Here is a 16,128-nt window from a genome sequence, read left to right as displayed (position 1 = left end):
TATTTGCCTCGGCAGTATGCTGCTGCTATGCCCACAGTTTCGCGCGATCCGAAGCCTGACCATGGTCAGCAGCGAGCCGTTCCGACCCAGGCCCGCTCCCAGGCCAGCCGGAACGCGATCATGCAGGCGGCGCTGGCGCTGTGGCGCACGAAAGGTTTCGCCGACACCACCGTCACCGACATCTGCAAGGCCGCCGGAGTCTCGAAAGCCCTTTTCTACGTGTACTTCTCGCGCCGCGAAGACGTCCTGCTCGCCATCGAGGTGTTCACCGTCCACGACGCCCAGTCCGCGGCCGACGCAGTTCTCACCCGCCCCTACGAACTGGTCGACCTGATCGCCGCCATCATCGGCACGTTGGAAGCCCAAATGCGCGACTACCCACCGGAATTGGTCTTCGAGACCATTCTGGAGACCTACCGCCTCGAACGCCGCATCCTGAACGAAGATCCCACGGAGGATCAGCTCACCGTCCTGTTCCTCGACCCGTTCCGACAGGCGGAACGCGATGGGAAACTACCGGCCGGAACGGATGTCACCCGAGCCGCGCGCATCGCCCAGACACTACTGACCGACAGCGTGAGACGTTGGGCCGCAAGCGAATTCCGCAACGGACCACTCGCCCGCGCCCTCGCCGAAGAGATCACCGACCTACTCGACACAGCACGTTGACACCGCGCACCGAACTCCCACCATGCGACCAGCAGCGAACGTCCGGCCGAGCGTACCGAACCCGCACTCGGTGACACACTCCTCAGGCGACGCCGACCCCCGGACCCCGCCATGAGCAGCGCCGAGACTCGGCGAATTACTGTGCCGCACAGTAAGATTGCATACGCACGCGGGCGAGACCGCCCGACCCCTCACACCCGAGCCGGCATACTGTCCCACCCCCGCACCGCCGACGACGACGAGAACACCGCCCGATCCAGGTCGACCTCCCAATCCGGGAACCGATTCATGATCTCCTCCAACGCGATTCGCGCCTCGAGCCGAGCGAGTGCGTTGCCGAGGCAGAAGTGCGCGCCGACACCGAAGGACAGGTGCTGGCGTGGTTCGCGGGTGATATCGAAAGTATCCGCGTCGGGGCCGAATTGGCGTTCGTCGCGGTTGGCGGCGCCGATCAGGGTCAGCAGCGCGCTGCCCGCGGGCACGGTCCGGCCGTGGAATTCCACGTCCCGGGTGACGTAGCGCCCGGCTTGCAGGGCCGGCGGTTCGAATCGCAGGACCTCCTCGATCGCCCCGGGCAGCAGCGCGCGATCGGCGACCAGCCGACGACGCTGGTCGGGATGCTCGGACAGTAGTTTGCCCGACCAGCCGATCAACCTGGTCGTGGTCTCCGCACCGGCCACCGCGACGACGTTCATGAACATCAGCAGCTCATCGCGCCGCAGTCTGCGCTCGATCCCGGTCTCGTCCTCGAACTCGACGGTGAGCAGTTCGGTGGTGAGATCATCGGCCGGATGGGTGATCCGCCAGTCCAGGAAATCGGCGAACACCTGACCGTCGGTGATCGGGCCATCCGGATTGTCGGTCATCCGGCCGCCGCGTTCGGTGCGCACGAAACGCTCACCGTCCTGCTGCACCCGACGCTGATAATCCTCGGGAATCCCGAACAGCATGCCGACCACCCGCAGCGGCATCACCGCCCCCAGATCCTTGACGAAATCGAAGGCATCGCCCCCCGCCAGCGGATCCAGACAGCGCACGGTGAACTCGCGGATCTGCAATTCGAGCGCGCGGATCTTGCGCGGCGTGAACGCCCGCGACAGCAGTTTGCGGTGGATGTCGTGGATCGGCGGATCCTCGAAGATCAGCACGCCCGGCGGAATCTCGATATCGGATTTGAGGATCTCCAACACGACGCCCCGCGCCGAGCTGAACCCGGCGTGGTCGATCAGGGTGCGGTTCACGTCCTCGAACCGGCTCAGCGCGTAGAAGTCGTGAATCTCGTTGTAGTACAGGGGCGATTCGTCACGGATCCGCTTGAACATCGGGTACGGATCGGCGTTGAGTGCCACGTTCCAGGGGTCGTAGTACAGCTCGTCGGCGGTGCTCGTGGTCATCGGACGTCCTTGCGTGCGGGACCCGCGATCAGATCGTCAGGCCGTGCTTGTCGAAATGGCGGCTCAGCGCCTGCATGTACTCCTCGCCGTGAAACGGGCCGCGCGCGCCGATGGCCGCCTCCAGGAACGGTTTGGCGATACGGTCCTCGGGTTTCATCGCGGACTCCTCTCGATCTTCTTGTGGTGGTGGATGTTTCTGATCGGCGACCTGGGAGGATGGGTTCGTGGCAGAACGATGGACACGACAACGACGCGTCGAGCACACCCGGACGGTGCTGCTGGACGCCGCCGAGGAGGTCTTCGCCAAACAGGGGTTCGGCGGTACGGCCCTGGACGACATCGCCGAGGTCGCGGGCTACACCCGCGGCGCCATCTACTCGCATTTCGGCACCAAGGAGGAGCTCTTCCTGGTCGTCATCGAGCGGCACCTGCAGAACTTTCTGGACGGCTTCGCGGATGTGATCACCTCCTTCGACAATCTGCACGATCTGGACGTGGGCAAGATCGCCCAGCGCTGGCGAGATCTGACCATCGCCGCACCGGACGCCGCCGCCCTGGGCCTGGAATTCTCGCTGTTCCTGCTGCGCAATCCCGACGCCCGGCACCGGCTGGCGGCCCAGCGCGAGGAGACCGCGCGCTCACTCGCCGGGTACATCACCGATCACGTGCAGCGTCTGGGCGGCACGTTGCGGATGCCCGCCGACACGCTCGCGCATCTGCTGATCGCGATCAACAACGGCATCACCATCAACGGACATATCGACGGCGCCGACCTGTTCGAACCCTTCCTGCAGATGGTGATGGCCAATATCGTTCCCGGACAGGCCGATCCGGATCAGCCCGAGGACGGCAGCTCCATCTGCAAGTAGACCTCGACGCGCCGGATCCGGGCGTCGGCGGTGAACTCGTAGATGCTCACGGAGTTCACCACACTGCGGAACTCGCCGATCCGGCTGCGTTCCTCCAGCTCCAGGAAGACGATCCCCGCGGCCTCGGTGATGCGTTTGAACGAGCAGTCCCACTCCGCGGAGGATGCCCATCCGGTCAGGAATTCGGTGTACTCCGACCAGTTCTGCACCTCCTTGAAGGTGCCGACGCGCACGAAATTCGGCACGTCCACCAGATCATGATGACGCGTAGCAACTGCGGATGGATACCCGAGATGTGATACCCCTCCTCGAAGGCGTCCATCACGACTTTCCAGTTGCAGTCCAATGCTTCTCGCACATCCAGAACGGTGACCATCTTGTCCAGATGGTAGGGCGCGAGCAGTTCGGCGACCTCCTGGCCGAGGTATTCGAGCACCCGCTGCCAGATCCCTTCGCGCTCCCGCTCCGCGAACTCCGCGGAGGTGTAGCGATCGGTGGGGATGCTCATCCGGAAACGCCCGAAATCGATATCGGCCAGCCCCGCTCCGACATCGACCCACTCCCCCGGCTTCGTCGACTGCATCTCCGTCCTCCTCTGCGGTTGCGGCACGCGATCGCGATCGCCACCACAACTGTACAGAGATGTATCTGAGATACAAGTCTGTATATGAGACGAAAAATGTTGTCGGTGAGGGCAGCTAGAGTGGTCGCAGCATCGGTGGCCGACGAGGAGGGGCGGTATGACCAAGATCGATTTCCGCAGGACCCTGGACTCCTATCGAGCAGGATCCGGAGAGTTCCGGGTGCTCGATGTCCCGCCGATGCGGTACGTCATGGTCGACGGCCGGGGCGATCCGAACACCGCGCCGGAGTTCACCGCGGCGCTCGAGGCCCTGTACCCGGTGGCCTACAAACTGAAGTTCGCCAGTAAACAGGACCTCGGCCGCGACTACGTGGTGCCGCCGCTGGAGGGATTGTGGTGGTCCGAGCGGATGGAGACGTTCACCTCCGCCAGGGACAAATCACGATGGAACTGGACGATCATGTCCATGATTCCCGAGTGGATCACCCGTGAGATGTTCGAGGCGGCCGTCATCAAGGCCGCCGCGAAGAATCCGTCCGTACCGGACCGCGTACGACTCGAAACCCTCACCGAAGGCCGATGCGTCCAGACCCTGCACATCGGTTCGTTCGACGACGAGGGCGAAACCCTGGCCAGGATGCATCACGACTTCATCCCGGCGTCGGGCCTCACCATGACCGGTCGACATCACGAGATCTACCTGAGCGACTTCCGCAGAACCGCGCCCGCCGAACTGCGCACCATCCTGCGTCAGCCGGTCACATCACGCGCCCCCACATGATCGTTCGAAGCCCTCAGGCCGCCTCGGCGATGTGCTGCGCCGATTCACCGATGACCGCCGACTCCACACCGGTCAGCGTACGAATGAACTGCAACTGCGCCGCCCGGCCCCGCACCGCGGCGCGTTCGTACTGCCCCGGCACCGCCCGCGTCCACACGGTCCGGACAAGGTTGAACGGTATGCGCAGCAACGGATACCACGGCACGGTGACCGGCGGCAGGCCCAACTTCCGCATCGCACCCGAACCCAGGAACATGGTGGCGATCGACAGATGCTGCGAGCGCGCGATGCGGCGGCGCGGTCCGGCCAGGAAGCGGTAGTTCCAGCCCAGTGGATCGTCGAGCATCGGCTTCGCCAGCTGCGACGAGGTCTCGTCCGGGTTGGTGATCGCGGTCATGGTGTGGAACAGGACGCGCACGCTGTCCCGGAAATCCTTGGGCAGGAAGCGTTCCTGCACACCCATCACCCAGCCGACGTATCGGGTGAAGTGCGCCATGGCGTCGGCCTCGCGCGGCGTCACCAGCATGCCCAAACCGATCGCACCCACCGTCGGGGCGATCAGCGCGCCGACCATGGTGGCGGCCATATCGGTCTGATTGATCGGCAGGCCCCACTCGTCGCCGCGCCAGTCCGGCATGGCCGCGACATGCCGGCGAACCATCGAGTGGATCATCCGCACCCGGACCGTGGAGCGATACCCCAGCCCCAGCGGCAACATGCCACCCGCGGAAGAGACGTCCAGCGCCCACTGCGTCGTCTCGGCGAAACGTTTGGCCGGGCCCTTCTCCAAAGCGCCTGTGCGCAAGAGGGTTTTGTTGAATCCCGAGGCCAGGTAGCCACCCAGGAACGACATGTCCCGCGCGACGTACAGCGCGTCACGCCCGCTGAGACTCATCACCCGCTCCGCGAGCCGGATCTTGTCCCAGTCCACCCAGTCCGGCACGGCCTCGACGTGGTCGAAGAACTCCCGCACCGGATCAGGCGCGTCCGGCACGGCCGCGATCCCCTCGGCCAGCACCCGCTCGAACAGCGGCCGCGCGGTCGCCATCCCCTCGCGATACATCCACTCGACCAGCTCGTCCATCGGCTCGTCCCCGATGGTCAGCGCCTCCCCCAGCTCCCGGAATTCGGCGGCGGTCGGCTCGCGCAGCCCGAGCACTCGCGCGAACGGGCCGAGCCCGGCCCCGGGAACCGAGCGCGGCGCGGCGGGATGCCGAGTCGGAATGGTCGAATCCATGGTCTCTCCTTCACAGCGGCTGCCAGCTCGAACGGGGCTGCGCGCTCACCCGTCGCATTTCTGGCAAGATCCTCTACCAGAATACCGAATTTGGCAATGACGCTTTCCAGATAACGTGCGCCGCAACAGCACGGATCACGCGAGCGCGGTGACAGACACCACAAACGAGCCGATCAGACCATGAATCTCGACGTTCACTCCGCCGGAGCCGCGGCCCGCCGCCGACGCAACACGATGAATCCGGCGATCGCGATCGCCAGTACGGCCACTCCCGCCACCACATACGTGGGCCCGCGCAGGGATTGTTCGAGGCTGTGCCAGTTCGCGCCCACGGCGTACCCCGCGACGGCCAGGGCCGCGGTCCACGGCAGGCACCCGGCGACGGTGTAGAGGCCGAAACGCAGCGGCGGCATGGCGGCGATCCCGGCGGGCAGCGAGATGAAGGTGCGGATACCGGGCAGCAGCCGGGCCCAGAACACCGACATCGCACCCCGGCGGACGAACCAGTCCTGCGCGCGATCGATCTCCTCGGGACGCAGCAGGATGTACCGACCCCAGCGATGCAGCGCGGGCCGCCCACCGTACCGCCCGACCAGCCAGGCCACATAGCTGCCCGCGACGTTACCGAGGGTGCCCGCGACGACGACCGCGACCAGATTCGGATGCGGACCGGCGACCGCACCGGCCGCCAGCGCCCCGCCGAGCATCATGGTCACCTCGGACGGGATCGGAATACACGCCGACTCCGCGGCCATCAGCACGAAGATCGCGATCAGCCCGTAGGACAGAATCAGTTGCTGCACAACATCTCCCGTCCATCGGTGGCGGCGGGGGCCGGGGTGGGCAGCGGCGCACGGCAACTGGGTACAGGTCTGGTCGGAAGCACGATGCCACAGTGGCCGAACCCCGCTGAGAACACGCTGAGACCGCGCTGGCCGCCGATCGGAGATCTCACCGGCTTTCTCAGCGGAGCCACAGGAGCGGATCGCTACCGTCGCGCACCGTGACGGAAACCAAGAATCCTGGCGTCGGCACGGCCCGCCGGATGCTGAGCAAGGTACCCGAGGTCACGGTGTGGTTCTGGATCATCAAGATCCTGTGCACCACCGTCGGCGAGAGTTTCGCGGACTGGATCAACATGACGCTCGGCGTCGGATTGGACCTCACCGCACTGCTGTTCACCGTCATCCTGGCGGCGGTGCTGATCTGGCAGCTGCGGCTGACCAGATACGTCCCGTTCGTGTACTGGCTCACGGTGGTCGTGGTCAGCGTGACCGGCACGCTCTACACCGACATCCTCACCGACAGCCTCTCGGTGCCACTCGCGTTGAGCACCAGTGTCTTCGCCGCGATCCTGGCCGTGGTGTTCGGCATCTGGTTCGTGCGCGAACGTACGTTGTCGATCCACTCCATCCGCACCACGCCGCGCGAACTGTTCTACTGGCTGGCCGTCCTGGTCACCTTCGCGCTCGGCACCGCCGCGGGCGACTGGACCCTGGAACTCACCGGCTGGAGCCCCGGCGTCTCGGTCCTGCTGCCCGCCGGGCTGATCGCCGCGATCGTACTGGGATGGCGGCTCGGCGCGAACGCCGTGCTGTCCTTCTGGCTCGCCTACATCCTGACCCGCCCCCTCGGCGCGAACCTCGGCGACTGGCTGGCCACCCCCACCGCCGACCACGGCCTCGGCCTGGGCACCGCAGGCACCAGCGTGCTGTTCCTCGCCGCCATCCTCGCCACGGTGCTCTACCTGACCCGCACCCGAAGTGACGTCATCGGCGACGAAAACCCCACGCCCACAACCTCTTCCACCAACAAGCCGCGCGAACGACTGCTGTTCGGCTACTACGCGGTGGTCGCGGTACTCGCGGGCGCACTACTGATCTGGGCCTCCGCCCAACCGCACAGCACCGCGGGCAGTAACGAGGAAGGCTCCCCCGCCACGCTCCCGGCGGCCCCCGCGCCGGCCCATCCGCACTTCCCGTCCGCCGAGATCACCACGTACCGGACCATCACCAACGACACCCTCACGCTGATCCGGAGCGGCAATCACGATGCGGCGAAGGCACGCATCAAAGACCTCGAAACCGCCTGGGACCGCGACCAGAACACCTTGCAGCCCATGGACGATTCGGCGTGGACGATCATCGACGACCGGATCGATGACGCACTGCACGCGGTCCGCGCCGACAAACCCGATCAACCGACCGAAACCCGCACGCTCACCGATCTGCTCACCACGCTCGGCTGATCTCCGGCGGATCCAGCGCGCCCATATCGAGCGCACCGTCACCGATCCAGCTACCGGCAGAACCTCATCCGGCGTTCTTGTACGCCTCGACGACCTCGGCCTGAATGCGGCCGCGACTGGAGACCGTGTACCCGTTCTTGCGGGCCCAGTCGCGGATCGCGGCGGTCTGCTCGCGGTCCGCCGAGGAGCGGGACACCTTGTGTGTCTTGCTCTTCGAGGCTCTGCCCGCCTTGCGCGCATGCGGCGTCCACTGGTCGAAGATGCCGCGCAGTGCAGCAGCGTTGAGCACCGACAGATCGATCTCGTACTCCACACCGTCCAGCGAGAACAGTACGGATTCTTCTGCGGGTGACTTTCCGTCGTAGTCGTCCACGAGCTCGACTATGACCTTGCGGGCCATCGAAAAAATTCCCTTCCGTCGTGGTGAATCAACCAGAGCGGCAACCTTATCCCAGCGCCGATGACGCCGGACAACGGCATACGGCCCGAACGGGCAACGACCGAGCACGCCCGCCGATCACCGCCCGGGACGGAGCCTCGGACCGGACGCGATCGCCGCGCGTCGAACCTGGTGGATCGACGCGCGGCGATGGTCGGTACAGACGGAATGGATCGGTTCAGCGGGTGCCGAACAGGTCCGGCAGACCGTCCGAGACCCGGTCCGGGAATTCCGGAACACGTTTGGCCAGAAAGGATTCCACGCCTTCGCGGGCGTCACCGGACGCGCCGCGCAGGTAGATGGCGAGGGATTCGGCGCGGTGGGCGATCCGCGGGTCGTCCGCGCCGAGCATGCGCCAGATCAGTTGGCGGGTCAGCGCCACCGAGACCGGGGCGGTGCCGGTGGTCATCTCCCGGGCCAGTTCCAGGGCACGGTCCAGCACCCGATCGGCGGGCACGAGTTCGCGGACCAGGCCGCGCTCGAGCGCCTCGGAGGCGGGGACCATGCGACCGCTCAACGTCCACTCCAGGGCGGTGGAGACGCCGACGACGCGCGGCAGGAACCAGGTCGAGCATGCCTCGGGCACGATGCCGCGGCGGGTGAAGACGAAGCCGAATTTCGCTGTGTCCGAAGCGATTCTGATATCCGCGGGCAGCGTCATCGTCACGCCGACACCGGCCGCGGGGCCGTTGATCGCGACGATCACCGGCTTGTGCGACCGGTAGATCCGCAACGCGACCCGGCCGCCGGTGTCCGCAGGCGCGCCGCCGGTGTCGGGATCGTCGTCGAGGACGAACGTCTCGCCGCCACCGCCGAGATCGGCTCCGGCGCAGAACGCGCGACCGGTTCCGGTGAGCACCACCGCGCGCACCGAATCGTCCGCATCGGTCTCGTCGAACACCGCGATGAGACGTTCACACATCGCGGTGGTGAAGGCGTTGAGTCGATCCGGGCGATGCAGCCGCACGATCGCGACCGCCCCGTCCCGTTCCAACAGCACCTGATCGTCGGCATTCGCCTCGGTGTCCGAGCTCATCGCACCCTCTCGCATCTCGTCCGCCGCACCACGGCCCCGCCGCGACGCGAATTTCCGGTCAGCGTACGCCGGATCGAGAAGTATTGGCACTACGCCAATTGCATCAACCGATCAGCGCGAGATCCTCCTCGGTGAGTTCGATCCGGCCCGCGGCGATGTTCTGCTCGAGGTGCGCCGGGTCCGTGGTGCCGGGGATGAGCAGGATCGACGGGGAACGGGCCAGCAGCCAGGCCAGGGCGATCTGCTGAACCGATGCGCCGTGCCGGGCGGCGACGGTGTCCAGATGTTCGGCCAGCAGCGGCTGGAACCCGCCCACCGGGAAGAACGGCACGAAGGCGATCCCGGCCTCCTCGCAGGCGTCGAGCAGCGGATCCGCGTCCCGCATCGCGACGTTGTAGGCGTTCTGCACGCACACGAACGGCGCGATGCCGCGGGCCTGATCGAATTGCGCCTGTGTGATATTCGACAGACCGATATGCGTGAGCAGGCCCTCGTCCTGGAGTTTCGCCAGATCGGTCAGCGGCTGTTCGAGCGAACCCTCCGCCGGTCCGTGCCCCTCACCCAGGCGCAGGTTCACCACGTCCAACCGGTCCACGCCCAGGGTCCGCAGGTTCGCCTCGATGTTCTCCCGCAGACCCGCGAGGCTCAGACCCGGCGGGAACAGCCCGGAGAACTTGGTGACCAGCACCAGATCCTCCGGATACGGGTGCAGCGCCTCGCGCAGCAGGTCGTTGGCGTTCATCCCGTCGCGGTCGTAGAACTGCGAGGTGTCGAAGTGATTCACGCCCAGCTCCACCGCGCGTCGCAGCAGCGCGATCGCGGTCTCGCGGGACGGCTGCTTACCCTGCGGCCAGCCCGTCAGTTTCATGGTGCCGTAGCCCATCCGGTTCACCCGGAACGATCCCAAACGTCCCTCGCCTGCCGTGTGGGCCGATATCGTCTGTGCCTCTGTCATATTCACCAATCTGGCCGATCGACACGTCCGGTTCGCGGGTTCGGCAACAAGCTGCCAGCGGTTCGGCAACAAGCTGCCATTCGTTGACGACCGGGGCGAACACCACAACACTCGAAGGATGGCCCAGACCCAATCGGTCACCGTCGTGCGCGGTCACCAGGAACTCACCGAGCGCACCGCGCACCTGTACGCCGCCGCCACGACCAGTTTCGACTGCGCCGCCAAGGACCACGTGACCTGGCACAACGGCCGCCACAGCCGACTCGCGCCGACCGTCGCCCTGCGCAAGCTCTACCGGCCCTCGGCGCTGCTGGACCCGTCGCTGTCCCAGCATCTGCACACCATGGTCGAGCGCGGCGCGGGGGTGCGGATCAGCGACGAGGAGATCACCGAAACCATCATCCTGGACCGGCGGGTGGCCATCCTCGCGGGCGATACCTCGCACGGACTGCGCAGCTACAGCATCGTCACGGTGCCGGAGGTGGTGCACGGCGTGGTGTCGCTGTTCGACGCGATCTGGCGTGCGGCAACGGAATTCGCCGTCTACGACCGTGATCTGGACGAGCTGCGGCGGCTCGCGCCACGCATCCTGGATCAGCTCAACACCGGCGCGACCGACGAATCCGCCGCGCGTGTGCTGGGGCTGTCGGTGCGCACCTACCGTCGTCGCGTGGCCGAACTCATGACCGCGCTCGGTGCGAGTTCACGTTTCCAGGCGGGTGCGCGCGCCCAGGAACTCGGGCTCATCTGAGTCTCAGGCAGCGTCGGATCACATGCGGAGCCGCCCGCAGAGGCCGGACTCCATTGCCCGGGCCTCGTACTCCGACGGGGTCAGTTCGGATGCCAGCCGAGGAACGGCTGGGAGGGTTCGAAAGTAACCGGCAGATTGGACAACGCCCGGTGGAAGGGCCCCGGACGCCAGATCAGATCGTTGGGATCACCCGCCAGCTCGATCTCGGGCAGGGCGTCCAAGAGCTGATCCACGCCGTCCTGGGCGATCAGGTAGGCCGACTGACGCGCCGGGCAGGCGTGCGGACCCGCACCCCACGCCAGGTGCGAACGGTTGCCGGTGTAGTCGCCGCCGCTGATCGCCGGGTCGTTGTTGCAAGCCGCGATGCTGATGATGACGGGCTGATGCGCGGGCAACCACACGTCGTCCAGCAGGACCGGCTGACGCGGGTAGGTCATGCAGAAATTCGCGATCGGCGGGTCCAGGAACAGCACCTCGTCCAGGGCGTCGCGAGTAGACAGACTGCCACCCAGCAGGCTGCCCGCGAAACGCTCGTTGGTCAGGATCAGCAGCAGCGTGTTGGCGATGAGGTTGAGCACCGGTTCCACACCCGCGCCGTACAGCGGCACCAGCTGTTCGATGACCTCCTGATCGTCGAATCCGGCCGGATGCTGGACCAATCGGGTGGTCACATCGTTGCCGGGGTCGGCGCGTTTGCCCGCGACGAGTTCGCTCAGCGCCCCGATCAGCATCGTGTTCCCGGCCGCGGCGTCCTCACCGTTGAAGATCGTGAGCACACCCGTGCTGACCCGGTGCCCGATATCGGGCGAGCAACCGAGCATCTCGTTGACCACCTGGAAGGCCAGCGGCCGGGCGTAGTCCGCGACCAGGTCCGCGCTGCCGATCTCGCAGAACCGCGAGATCAGCGGAACCGCGACGCGCTCCACGACCGCATGCAGACCGTGCAGATCGACCCCGCCGAGGGCCGCGACATTCGCGTCGCGATAGCGCCGATGTTCCTCGCCCGAACTGTGTATCGCGTTGGGCCGGTAGGCCAGCATCGGCTTCACCGGGCATTCGTCCGGGACGTCCTTCTCCCACGTCCGCGGATCGACCGGAAAGTGCGCGGGATCGTGCAGAATCTGCACCGCGGTCCGATAACCGATCACCAGGGTCGCCGGGACTCCCGGCGACAACTCGGCCGGCACCAGCGACCCGTACCGCTTGCGCATGTCCCGATAACAGTGGTGCGGCATGGCGGCGAATTCCGGGCTGTACAGGGCGATCCGATCGCTCTCGGTGTACATCGACGGATTGATCATTCAGGTTTCACCTCGACCTCGGTGTGGTCGTGCGGATCGACGGCGCGACCTGTGGAGCCCGCCGCCGGAACTGGGATGTCGTCGAAATTGGTTGAGCACGAAGGAAATACGGAGCAGCAACGCCTACCGTGAACTCCAATACCCGTGCTCCTCACCCCAATTTCCCGAGCCCGCAGCATAGCAGTGATGATCAACGCCGCATCGATGCGCACGTGTCCGGCGATTGTGCTTCCCGCTGAACCGGATTCGGTGTGCGACGAGTGTCACATCGGCCGATTCCCTGGTCGGACGGGCGAATTCGGCGACTGCGTCACCATGATGTGTGCACTCTCCGGCCGATCCGTCCGTACCGCACCGCGCGGTCGGCGGCCGGGGCCGATATCGTCGCACGGATTCCTGCTCTACCAGCAGGTAAAGTACGAGGGCAGGTCAGCGGTCGGGATGAGTGAGGGCGTGTGATTGCGATGGTGGACGCGCGCGTTGCCATCGCCGACCGCTTCGTGCGGCTCGCCGGTCGCCTCGTCGCGGTGGGCTATCTGATCGCATTGCTGCTGGTGATACCCGATCTGGCGGATCAGGCCGGGGCGGTCGCCGCGTGGTGGACGCCGTGCACGATCGTCGTGGTGTTCGGTCCCGGACTTGCCATGGGCGCGTTGAGCTTTCACCCCGACTCGGGGTGGATGCGCCGGGCCGCGACACTCGCCGCGATCGGTTATCCGGTGGCGACCGGGGCCTGGCTGATCGCCTGGCATCACGTTCCGCTGCACGCCGATCAATGGCTCGCGGATGTTCCGGCACTGGCCGGACTCGCGGCGGCGGTCGCGTGGCCCGCGTGGGTCGGTCTGCTCACGCTCGTCGTCGCCACCTGCGTCGCCACGGTGGTGAACCACACCGGACGGGCGCCGGAGGTCAACGTGCCGTTCGTGCCGGATCTGCTCTACGCCACCGGTTACAGCGCCCTGTTCGTGGCCGGTCTGCTGATGTTCGTGCGCACCGGGCGGTTGTTGCAGACGATCCAGCTCGACGCGTTCCGGGGTGCGGCCTCGGCGGCGGCCCTGCGCGGCCGCGCCGACGAACGCGCGCGCTTCGCCGCCCTGACCCACGACTGGGTGATGTCCACCCTGCTCACCGCGGCGCGCGGCGGCGACCGCGACACCGTGCGCCGCCAGGCCCTGCGCACGCTGAACTATCTCGACGATCTCGAGCATCCGTTCGGGCGGGTGGTCGACGCGCCGAATACCGCGGTCCGGTTGCGCGCCGCGATCACGCACATCGATCCGAATCTGCCGATCACCGTCGAGATCGCACCCGGTATCGACCGGTGGGCGTATCCCGCCGCGGCGGTGAGCGTGACGGCCGCGGCGGCTGGTGAGGCGGTGCGAAACAGCCTGCGGCACGCGGGATCCGGCGCGTACCGGCATGTCGGCGTCCGGCTCGACGGCACCGGATTCGAGGTGACGGTATCCGATGACGGCGTCGGTTTCGACACCTCCGTCGAACGGCCGGACCGGCTCGGCATCACCCTGAGCATCCGCGCCAGAATGCGGCAGCTGGGTGGTGGCAGCGCGGTGATCACGTCCGGTCTCGGGGTGGGTACCACGGTTCGGCTGAGCTGGTCGGGCCCGCTGATCGATCAGCGCACCGTGTTCGGCGAATACGGCCGTTCGGTCGCGAAATCCCCTGCGCCACTGGGCATGCGGACTCTGCTCGGGATGCGCACCCCGGCGGCCCGGCTACTCGTCGGCGGATATCTGATCGCCTACGCGGCGTCGATCGCGACCACTCCGGCGTTGTCGTCCGATCCGTGGCCGACGCTGGCGTGTCTGGTCCTGACCGTGGTGGCCACGGCCGCGGTGCTGGCGGTGCCGGGTGATCCGCCCGCGCTCGGCGTCTCGCTGGCCATCCTCGCGGTGGGCGGGCCGGGTCAGTTCGCGATCGCGTCCGCGGTGAGTTCGATGTGGCAGGACACCACGGCGCAGGAATGGTCGCTGGGCACGGCCGGGGCGGTGTGCACGTTCCTGTGCCTGCGGGGCCGCGTCGCGCTGGGCTGGGTCGCGCTGCTGCTGGTGTTCGTCGAATTCGCGATCCGGGCCGGGCTGCCCGCGGACGGGGCGCGCGGATTCACCGTGCCGTTCCTGTATCTCGCGCCGCTGGTCGCCGCGACGTTCTTCGCCCGCATCATCCGCCCGGTCGCCAGCACGGTGCTGGATCTGCGCGCCGACACCCTGCACCGGGTCTCCGCCGAAGCAGCCGAGGCGGCCGCGATCGCCGAACGCGACCGGCAGCTGCGGCGACTCGGGCGGCTCACCCGTCCCCTGCTGGAACAATTGGCCGGCGCCGCGCCCATCGACGACGTCCGGGACGAGTGCGCCCTGCAGGAAGCCGAACTGCGCGATGCGCTGCGGGCTCCGCAACTCGCGCAGTCACCCGTCGTCGCGGCCGCCCGCGCGGCCCGCAGTCGCGGCGTCGAGGTGCTGCTGTACGACGAGCACGGACTCGACGACGTCACCGAGCAGGTCCGGCATCGGATGCGCACGGTGGCGGTCGGCGAACTCGACCGTGCCCGGGACGGCTCGGTCGTGGTGCGGATCCAACGTCCCGACCGGCGGCCGCTGGTCACCATCGTCGCCAACGGTTCGGACGGGACGCGGCGCACCGAGCTCGATCGGGATGCGCATCCGTCGGTGCGGGCGGTCGGTGCCTGAGTTCACCCGACCCGTTCGCCCTGGACGCTCGTGCATCCGACCTCGCACCCGAGATCCGACGAGGATCGCAGCGCGAGCATGCAGGCGATGTCGGCGAGGGTGAATCCGAGCCGGTCGGCGTAGAGATGCGCGATCTCGGGCAGCAGCTCGTCGGTCTCGTCGAGTTGGCCGGTGAGCACGATCTCGGCCAGCGTCATCCCGACGACGGCCTGTTCGCGGGTCAGCCGCAACCGCGTCGGCAGGTACGACAGCAGCCACATGCCGCGATGCGATTCGGGCAGGTCGACCCGAAAGGCCACCTCCAGAATCCGGTCACTGGTGATCAGCCATTCGCTTTCGTTGACGGTCATATCCGACTCGATTCCTCGCGTCCGCCCGGTATCTCCCGGTGGTCACCGCAAGAATCGGCCGCGCCGGATATTCGGACAAGGAACCCGCCGCCGATTCGCGGACCGCGATGCGCTTCTGCACGGTATGCGTGCAGAACGGCTCCGGTCGTCGGCGCTGATGTTCACGAGCCATCGTGCGTAGGACCCCTCACGTACCAACGGCCCCCGAACCACGCGGCACCCCAACGGCATTCGTAACGAGATGCAACCGCCGCTGCCGCGGATCGGTCAACGGCGGAACCAGCAACGTAGGCATCCCCACCTCGACCGCAACCCCATCCCGCCCCGCCCGATCACCAACCATCAACGTCTCCCCGGCCCGCGTACCCAACATCTCCAACGCCACCCGAAAAATAGCCGGATCCGGCTTCTGCACCCCCAACTCCCCCGACAACACGACCGCATCGATCGCCCCGAGCAACCCCACCTCCGCGAACACAGGCCGAATATCGAAATGAATATTACTCAAAACCCCAATTTTACAACCGAACTCCCGCAACCCATGAATAGTCTCAACAGCATCATCCGCAAAAACGTTGTACCCCGGATCGGAATCCACCGCAAACAAAGCATCCGCAACCCCGATATCCAACCCAGCATCCGCAAACACCGAATAATAAGTCTCCCGATGCCGCTCAGCACTCTGCGCGATGCGGTCCAGATCGTCGGTGAGCACGCCGGGGGCGACGGCCTTGCCCGCCTCCTGCAACGCCTGCGCGGCGATCTTGCTGGCGAGACGCATCTTCTCGATCGTCTCGGGCGTCTGCACCC

The 16,128-nt window shown here is 66.7% G+C and carries 16 protein-coding genes and 2 pseudogenes; 6 read left to right on the top strand and 12 right to left on the bottom strand.

Features of this window, described 5'->3' with window-relative positions:
* The first annotated feature begins 27 nt into the window (after positions 1-27).
* Positions 28-669 carry a TetR/AcrR family transcriptional regulator gene (locus tag NRB20_RS27755; RefSeq protein WP_153414202.1) on the top strand — a complete coding sequence of 214 codons (642 nt, stop codon included), beginning with the start codon at positions 28-30 and terminating at the stop codon, positions 667-669.
* Positions 670-860: 191 nt separating this feature from the next.
* Here the strand turns inward: NRB20_RS27755 and NRB20_RS27750 are convergent, their stop codons facing one another.
* Both NRB20_RS27750 and NRB20_RS39055 read right to left on the bottom strand, forming a co-directional pair.
* Positions 861-2,063 carry a cytochrome P450 gene (locus NRB20_RS27750; protein ID WP_153414200.1) on the bottom strand — a complete coding sequence of 401 codons (1,203 nt, stop codon included), beginning with the start codon at positions 2,061-2,063 and terminating at the stop codon, positions 861-863.
* A gap of 28 nt (positions 2,064-2,091) precedes the next feature.
* The gene (locus NRB20_RS39055) at positions 2,092-2,220 is read right to left on the bottom strand and encodes a hypothetical protein (protein WP_264766389.1); all 129 of its coding nucleotides are present in this window, start codon (positions 2,218-2,220) and stop codon (positions 2,092-2,094) included.
* A gap of 67 nt (positions 2,221-2,287) precedes the next feature.
* Here NRB20_RS39055 and NRB20_RS27745 point away from each other — a divergent pair, with 67 nt between their 5' ends.
* Positions 2,288-2,932 carry a TetR/AcrR family transcriptional regulator gene (locus NRB20_RS27745; protein WP_319945481.1) on the top strand — a complete coding sequence of 215 codons (645 nt, stop codon included), beginning with the start codon at positions 2,288-2,290 and terminating at the stop codon, positions 2,930-2,932.
* On the opposite strand, the gene NRB20_RS38510 is transcribed toward NRB20_RS27745, so the two are convergent.
* Positions 2,899-3,279 (bottom strand): hypothetical protein, encoded by a 381-nt coding sequence (locus NRB20_RS38510; RefSeq protein WP_406603886.1) that lies wholly within the window; start codon positions 3,277-3,279, stop codon positions 2,899-2,901. The genes NRB20_RS27745 and NRB20_RS38510 overlap by 34 nt on opposite strands.
* Positions 3,237-3,440, bottom strand: a pseudogene (locus NRB20_RS39670) (aromatic ring-hydroxylating dioxygenase subunit alpha); the annotation flags it as partial. The gene NRB20_RS38510 and the pseudogene NRB20_RS39670, both read right to left, overlap by 43 nt.
* A 232-nt stretch (positions 3,441-3,672) precedes the next feature.
* Here NRB20_RS39670 and NRB20_RS27730 point away from each other — a divergent pair.
* The gene (locus tag NRB20_RS27730; RefSeq protein WP_153414194.1) at positions 3,673-4,296 is read left to right on the top strand and encodes a GyrI-like domain-containing protein; all 624 of its coding nucleotides are present in this window, start codon (positions 3,673-3,675) and stop codon (positions 4,294-4,296) included.
* 13 nt (positions 4,297-4,309) lie between these two features.
* Here the strand turns inward: NRB20_RS27730 and NRB20_RS27725 are convergent, their stop codons facing one another.
* Together NRB20_RS27725 and NRB20_RS27720 are read right to left on the bottom strand one after the other, a co-directional pair.
* Complete coding sequence (locus NRB20_RS27725; RefSeq protein WP_153414192.1) at positions 4,310-5,533, bottom strand: oxygenase MpaB family protein; 1,224 nt, start codon at positions 5,531-5,533, stop codon at positions 4,310-4,312.
* A gap of 194 nt (positions 5,534-5,727) precedes the next feature.
* The gene (locus NRB20_RS27720) at positions 5,728-6,336 is read right to left on the bottom strand and encodes a DedA family protein (RefSeq protein WP_319945480.1); all 609 of its coding nucleotides are present in this window, start codon (positions 6,334-6,336) and stop codon (positions 5,728-5,730) included.
* A gap of 242 nt (positions 6,337-6,578) precedes the next feature.
* Between NRB20_RS27720 and NRB20_RS27715 the strand changes: the two genes are divergently transcribed.
* On the top strand, positions 6,579-7,781 hold the full coding sequence (locus NRB20_RS27715) for a COG4705 family protein (protein ID WP_153414509.1): 1,203 nt from the start codon (positions 6,579-6,581) through the stop codon (positions 7,779-7,781).
* Positions 7,782-7,845: 64 nt separating this feature from the next.
* Here NRB20_RS27715 and NRB20_RS27710 read toward each other — a convergent pair whose 3' ends face one another.
* From NRB20_RS27710 to NRB20_RS27700, 3 genes are all read right to left on the bottom strand, one after another.
* The gene (locus NRB20_RS27710; RefSeq protein WP_153414190.1) at positions 7,846-8,181 is read right to left on the bottom strand and encodes a histone-like nucleoid-structuring protein Lsr2; all 336 of its coding nucleotides are present in this window, start codon (positions 8,179-8,181) and stop codon (positions 7,846-7,848) included.
* 217 nt (positions 8,182-8,398) lie between these two features.
* A complete protein-coding gene (locus NRB20_RS27705; RefSeq protein WP_153414188.1) occupies positions 8,399-9,256 on the bottom strand; it encodes a crotonase/enoyl-CoA hydratase family protein in 858 nt (285 codons plus the stop codon).
* A 103-nt stretch (positions 9,257-9,359) separates the two neighbouring features.
* Entirely contained in the window at positions 9,360-10,211 is an 852-nt protein-coding gene (locus tag NRB20_RS27700) for an oxidoreductase (RefSeq protein ID WP_153414186.1), read from the bottom strand.
* Between the two features lie 118 nt (positions 10,212-10,329).
* On the opposite strand from NRB20_RS27700, the gene NRB20_RS27695 reads away from it, so the two are divergent.
* The gene (locus NRB20_RS27695; RefSeq protein ID WP_153414184.1) at positions 10,330-10,962 is read left to right on the top strand and encodes a helix-turn-helix domain-containing protein; all 633 of its coding nucleotides are present in this window, start codon (positions 10,330-10,332) and stop codon (positions 10,960-10,962) included.
* Positions 10,963-11,042: 80 nt separating this feature from the next.
* Here NRB20_RS27695 and NRB20_RS27690 read toward each other — a convergent pair whose 3' ends face one another.
* A complete protein-coding gene (locus tag NRB20_RS27690) occupies positions 11,043-12,263 on the bottom strand; it encodes a cytochrome P450 (protein WP_227833946.1) in 1,221 nt (406 codons plus the stop codon).
* A 467-nt stretch (positions 12,264-12,730) separates the two neighbouring features.
* Here NRB20_RS27690 and NRB20_RS27685 point away from each other — a divergent pair, with 467 nt between their 5' ends.
* A complete protein-coding gene (locus NRB20_RS27685; RefSeq protein ID WP_153414182.1) occupies positions 12,731-14,968 on the top strand; it encodes a sensor histidine kinase in 2,238 nt (745 codons plus the stop codon).
* 2 nt (positions 14,969-14,970) lie between these two features.
* Here NRB20_RS27685 and NRB20_RS27680 read toward each other — a convergent pair whose 3' ends face one another.
* Both NRB20_RS27680 and NRB20_RS27675 read right to left on the bottom strand, forming a co-directional pair.
* Positions 14,971-15,318, bottom strand: coding sequence for a hypothetical protein (locus NRB20_RS27680; RefSeq protein ID WP_153414180.1), 348 nt, complete (start codon positions 15,316-15,318; stop codon positions 14,971-14,973).
* Between the two features lie 337 nt (positions 15,319-15,655).
* Positions 15,656-16,128: pseudogene (locus NRB20_RS27675) on the bottom strand (HAD family hydrolase); the annotation flags it as partial.

Source organism: Nocardia macrotermitis, from assembly GCF_009604405.1.
GTDB classification, from domain to species: domain Bacteria; phylum Actinomycetota; class Actinomycetes; order Mycobacteriales; family Mycobacteriaceae; genus Nocardia; species Nocardia macrotermitis.
Note: the sequence above shows the minus strand (reverse complement) of the source record. Positions and strands in the feature narration are given on the sequence as shown.

Coding starts and splice junctions, on each gene's coding strand:
- NRB20_RS27755 (WP_153414202.1), top strand. CDS start 28: ATGCCCACAGTTTCGCGCGATCCGAAGCCTGACCATGGTCAGCAGCGA.
- NRB20_RS27750 (WP_153414200.1), bottom strand. CDS start 2,063: ATGACCACGAGCACCGCCGACGAGCTGTACTACGACCCCTGGAACGTG.
- NRB20_RS39055 (WP_264766389.1), bottom strand. CDS start 2,220: ATGAAACCCGAGGACCGTATCGCCAAACCGTTCCTGGAGGCGGCCATC.
- NRB20_RS27730 (WP_153414194.1), top strand. CDS start 3,673: ATGACCAAGATCGATTTCCGCAGGACCCTGGACTCCTATCGAGCAGGA.
- NRB20_RS27725 (WP_153414192.1), bottom strand. CDS start 5,533: ATGGATTCGACCATTCCGACTCGGCATCCCGCCGCGCCGCGCTCGGTT.
- NRB20_RS27715 (WP_153414509.1), top strand. CDS start 6,579: ATGCTGAGCAAGGTACCCGAGGTCACGGTGTGGTTCTGGATCATCAAG.
- NRB20_RS27710 (WP_153414190.1), bottom strand. CDS start 8,181: ATGGCCCGCAAGGTCATAGTCGAGCTCGTGGACGACTACGACGGAAAG.
- NRB20_RS27705 (WP_153414188.1), bottom strand. CDS start 9,256: ATGAGCTCGGACACCGAGGCGAATGCCGACGATCAGGTGCTGTTGGAA.
- NRB20_RS27700 (WP_153414186.1), bottom strand. CDS start 10,211: ATGACAGAGGCACAGACGATATCGGCCCACACGGCAGGCGAGGGACGT.
- NRB20_RS27695 (WP_153414184.1), top strand. CDS start 10,330: ATGGCCCAGACCCAATCGGTCACCGTCGTGCGCGGTCACCAGGAACTC.
- NRB20_RS27690 (WP_227833946.1), bottom strand. CDS start 12,263: ATGATCAATCCGTCGATGTACACCGAGAGCGATCGGATCGCCCTGTAC.
- NRB20_RS27680 (WP_153414180.1), bottom strand. CDS start 15,318: ATGACCGTCAACGAAAGCGAATGGCTGATCACCAGTGACCGGATTCTG.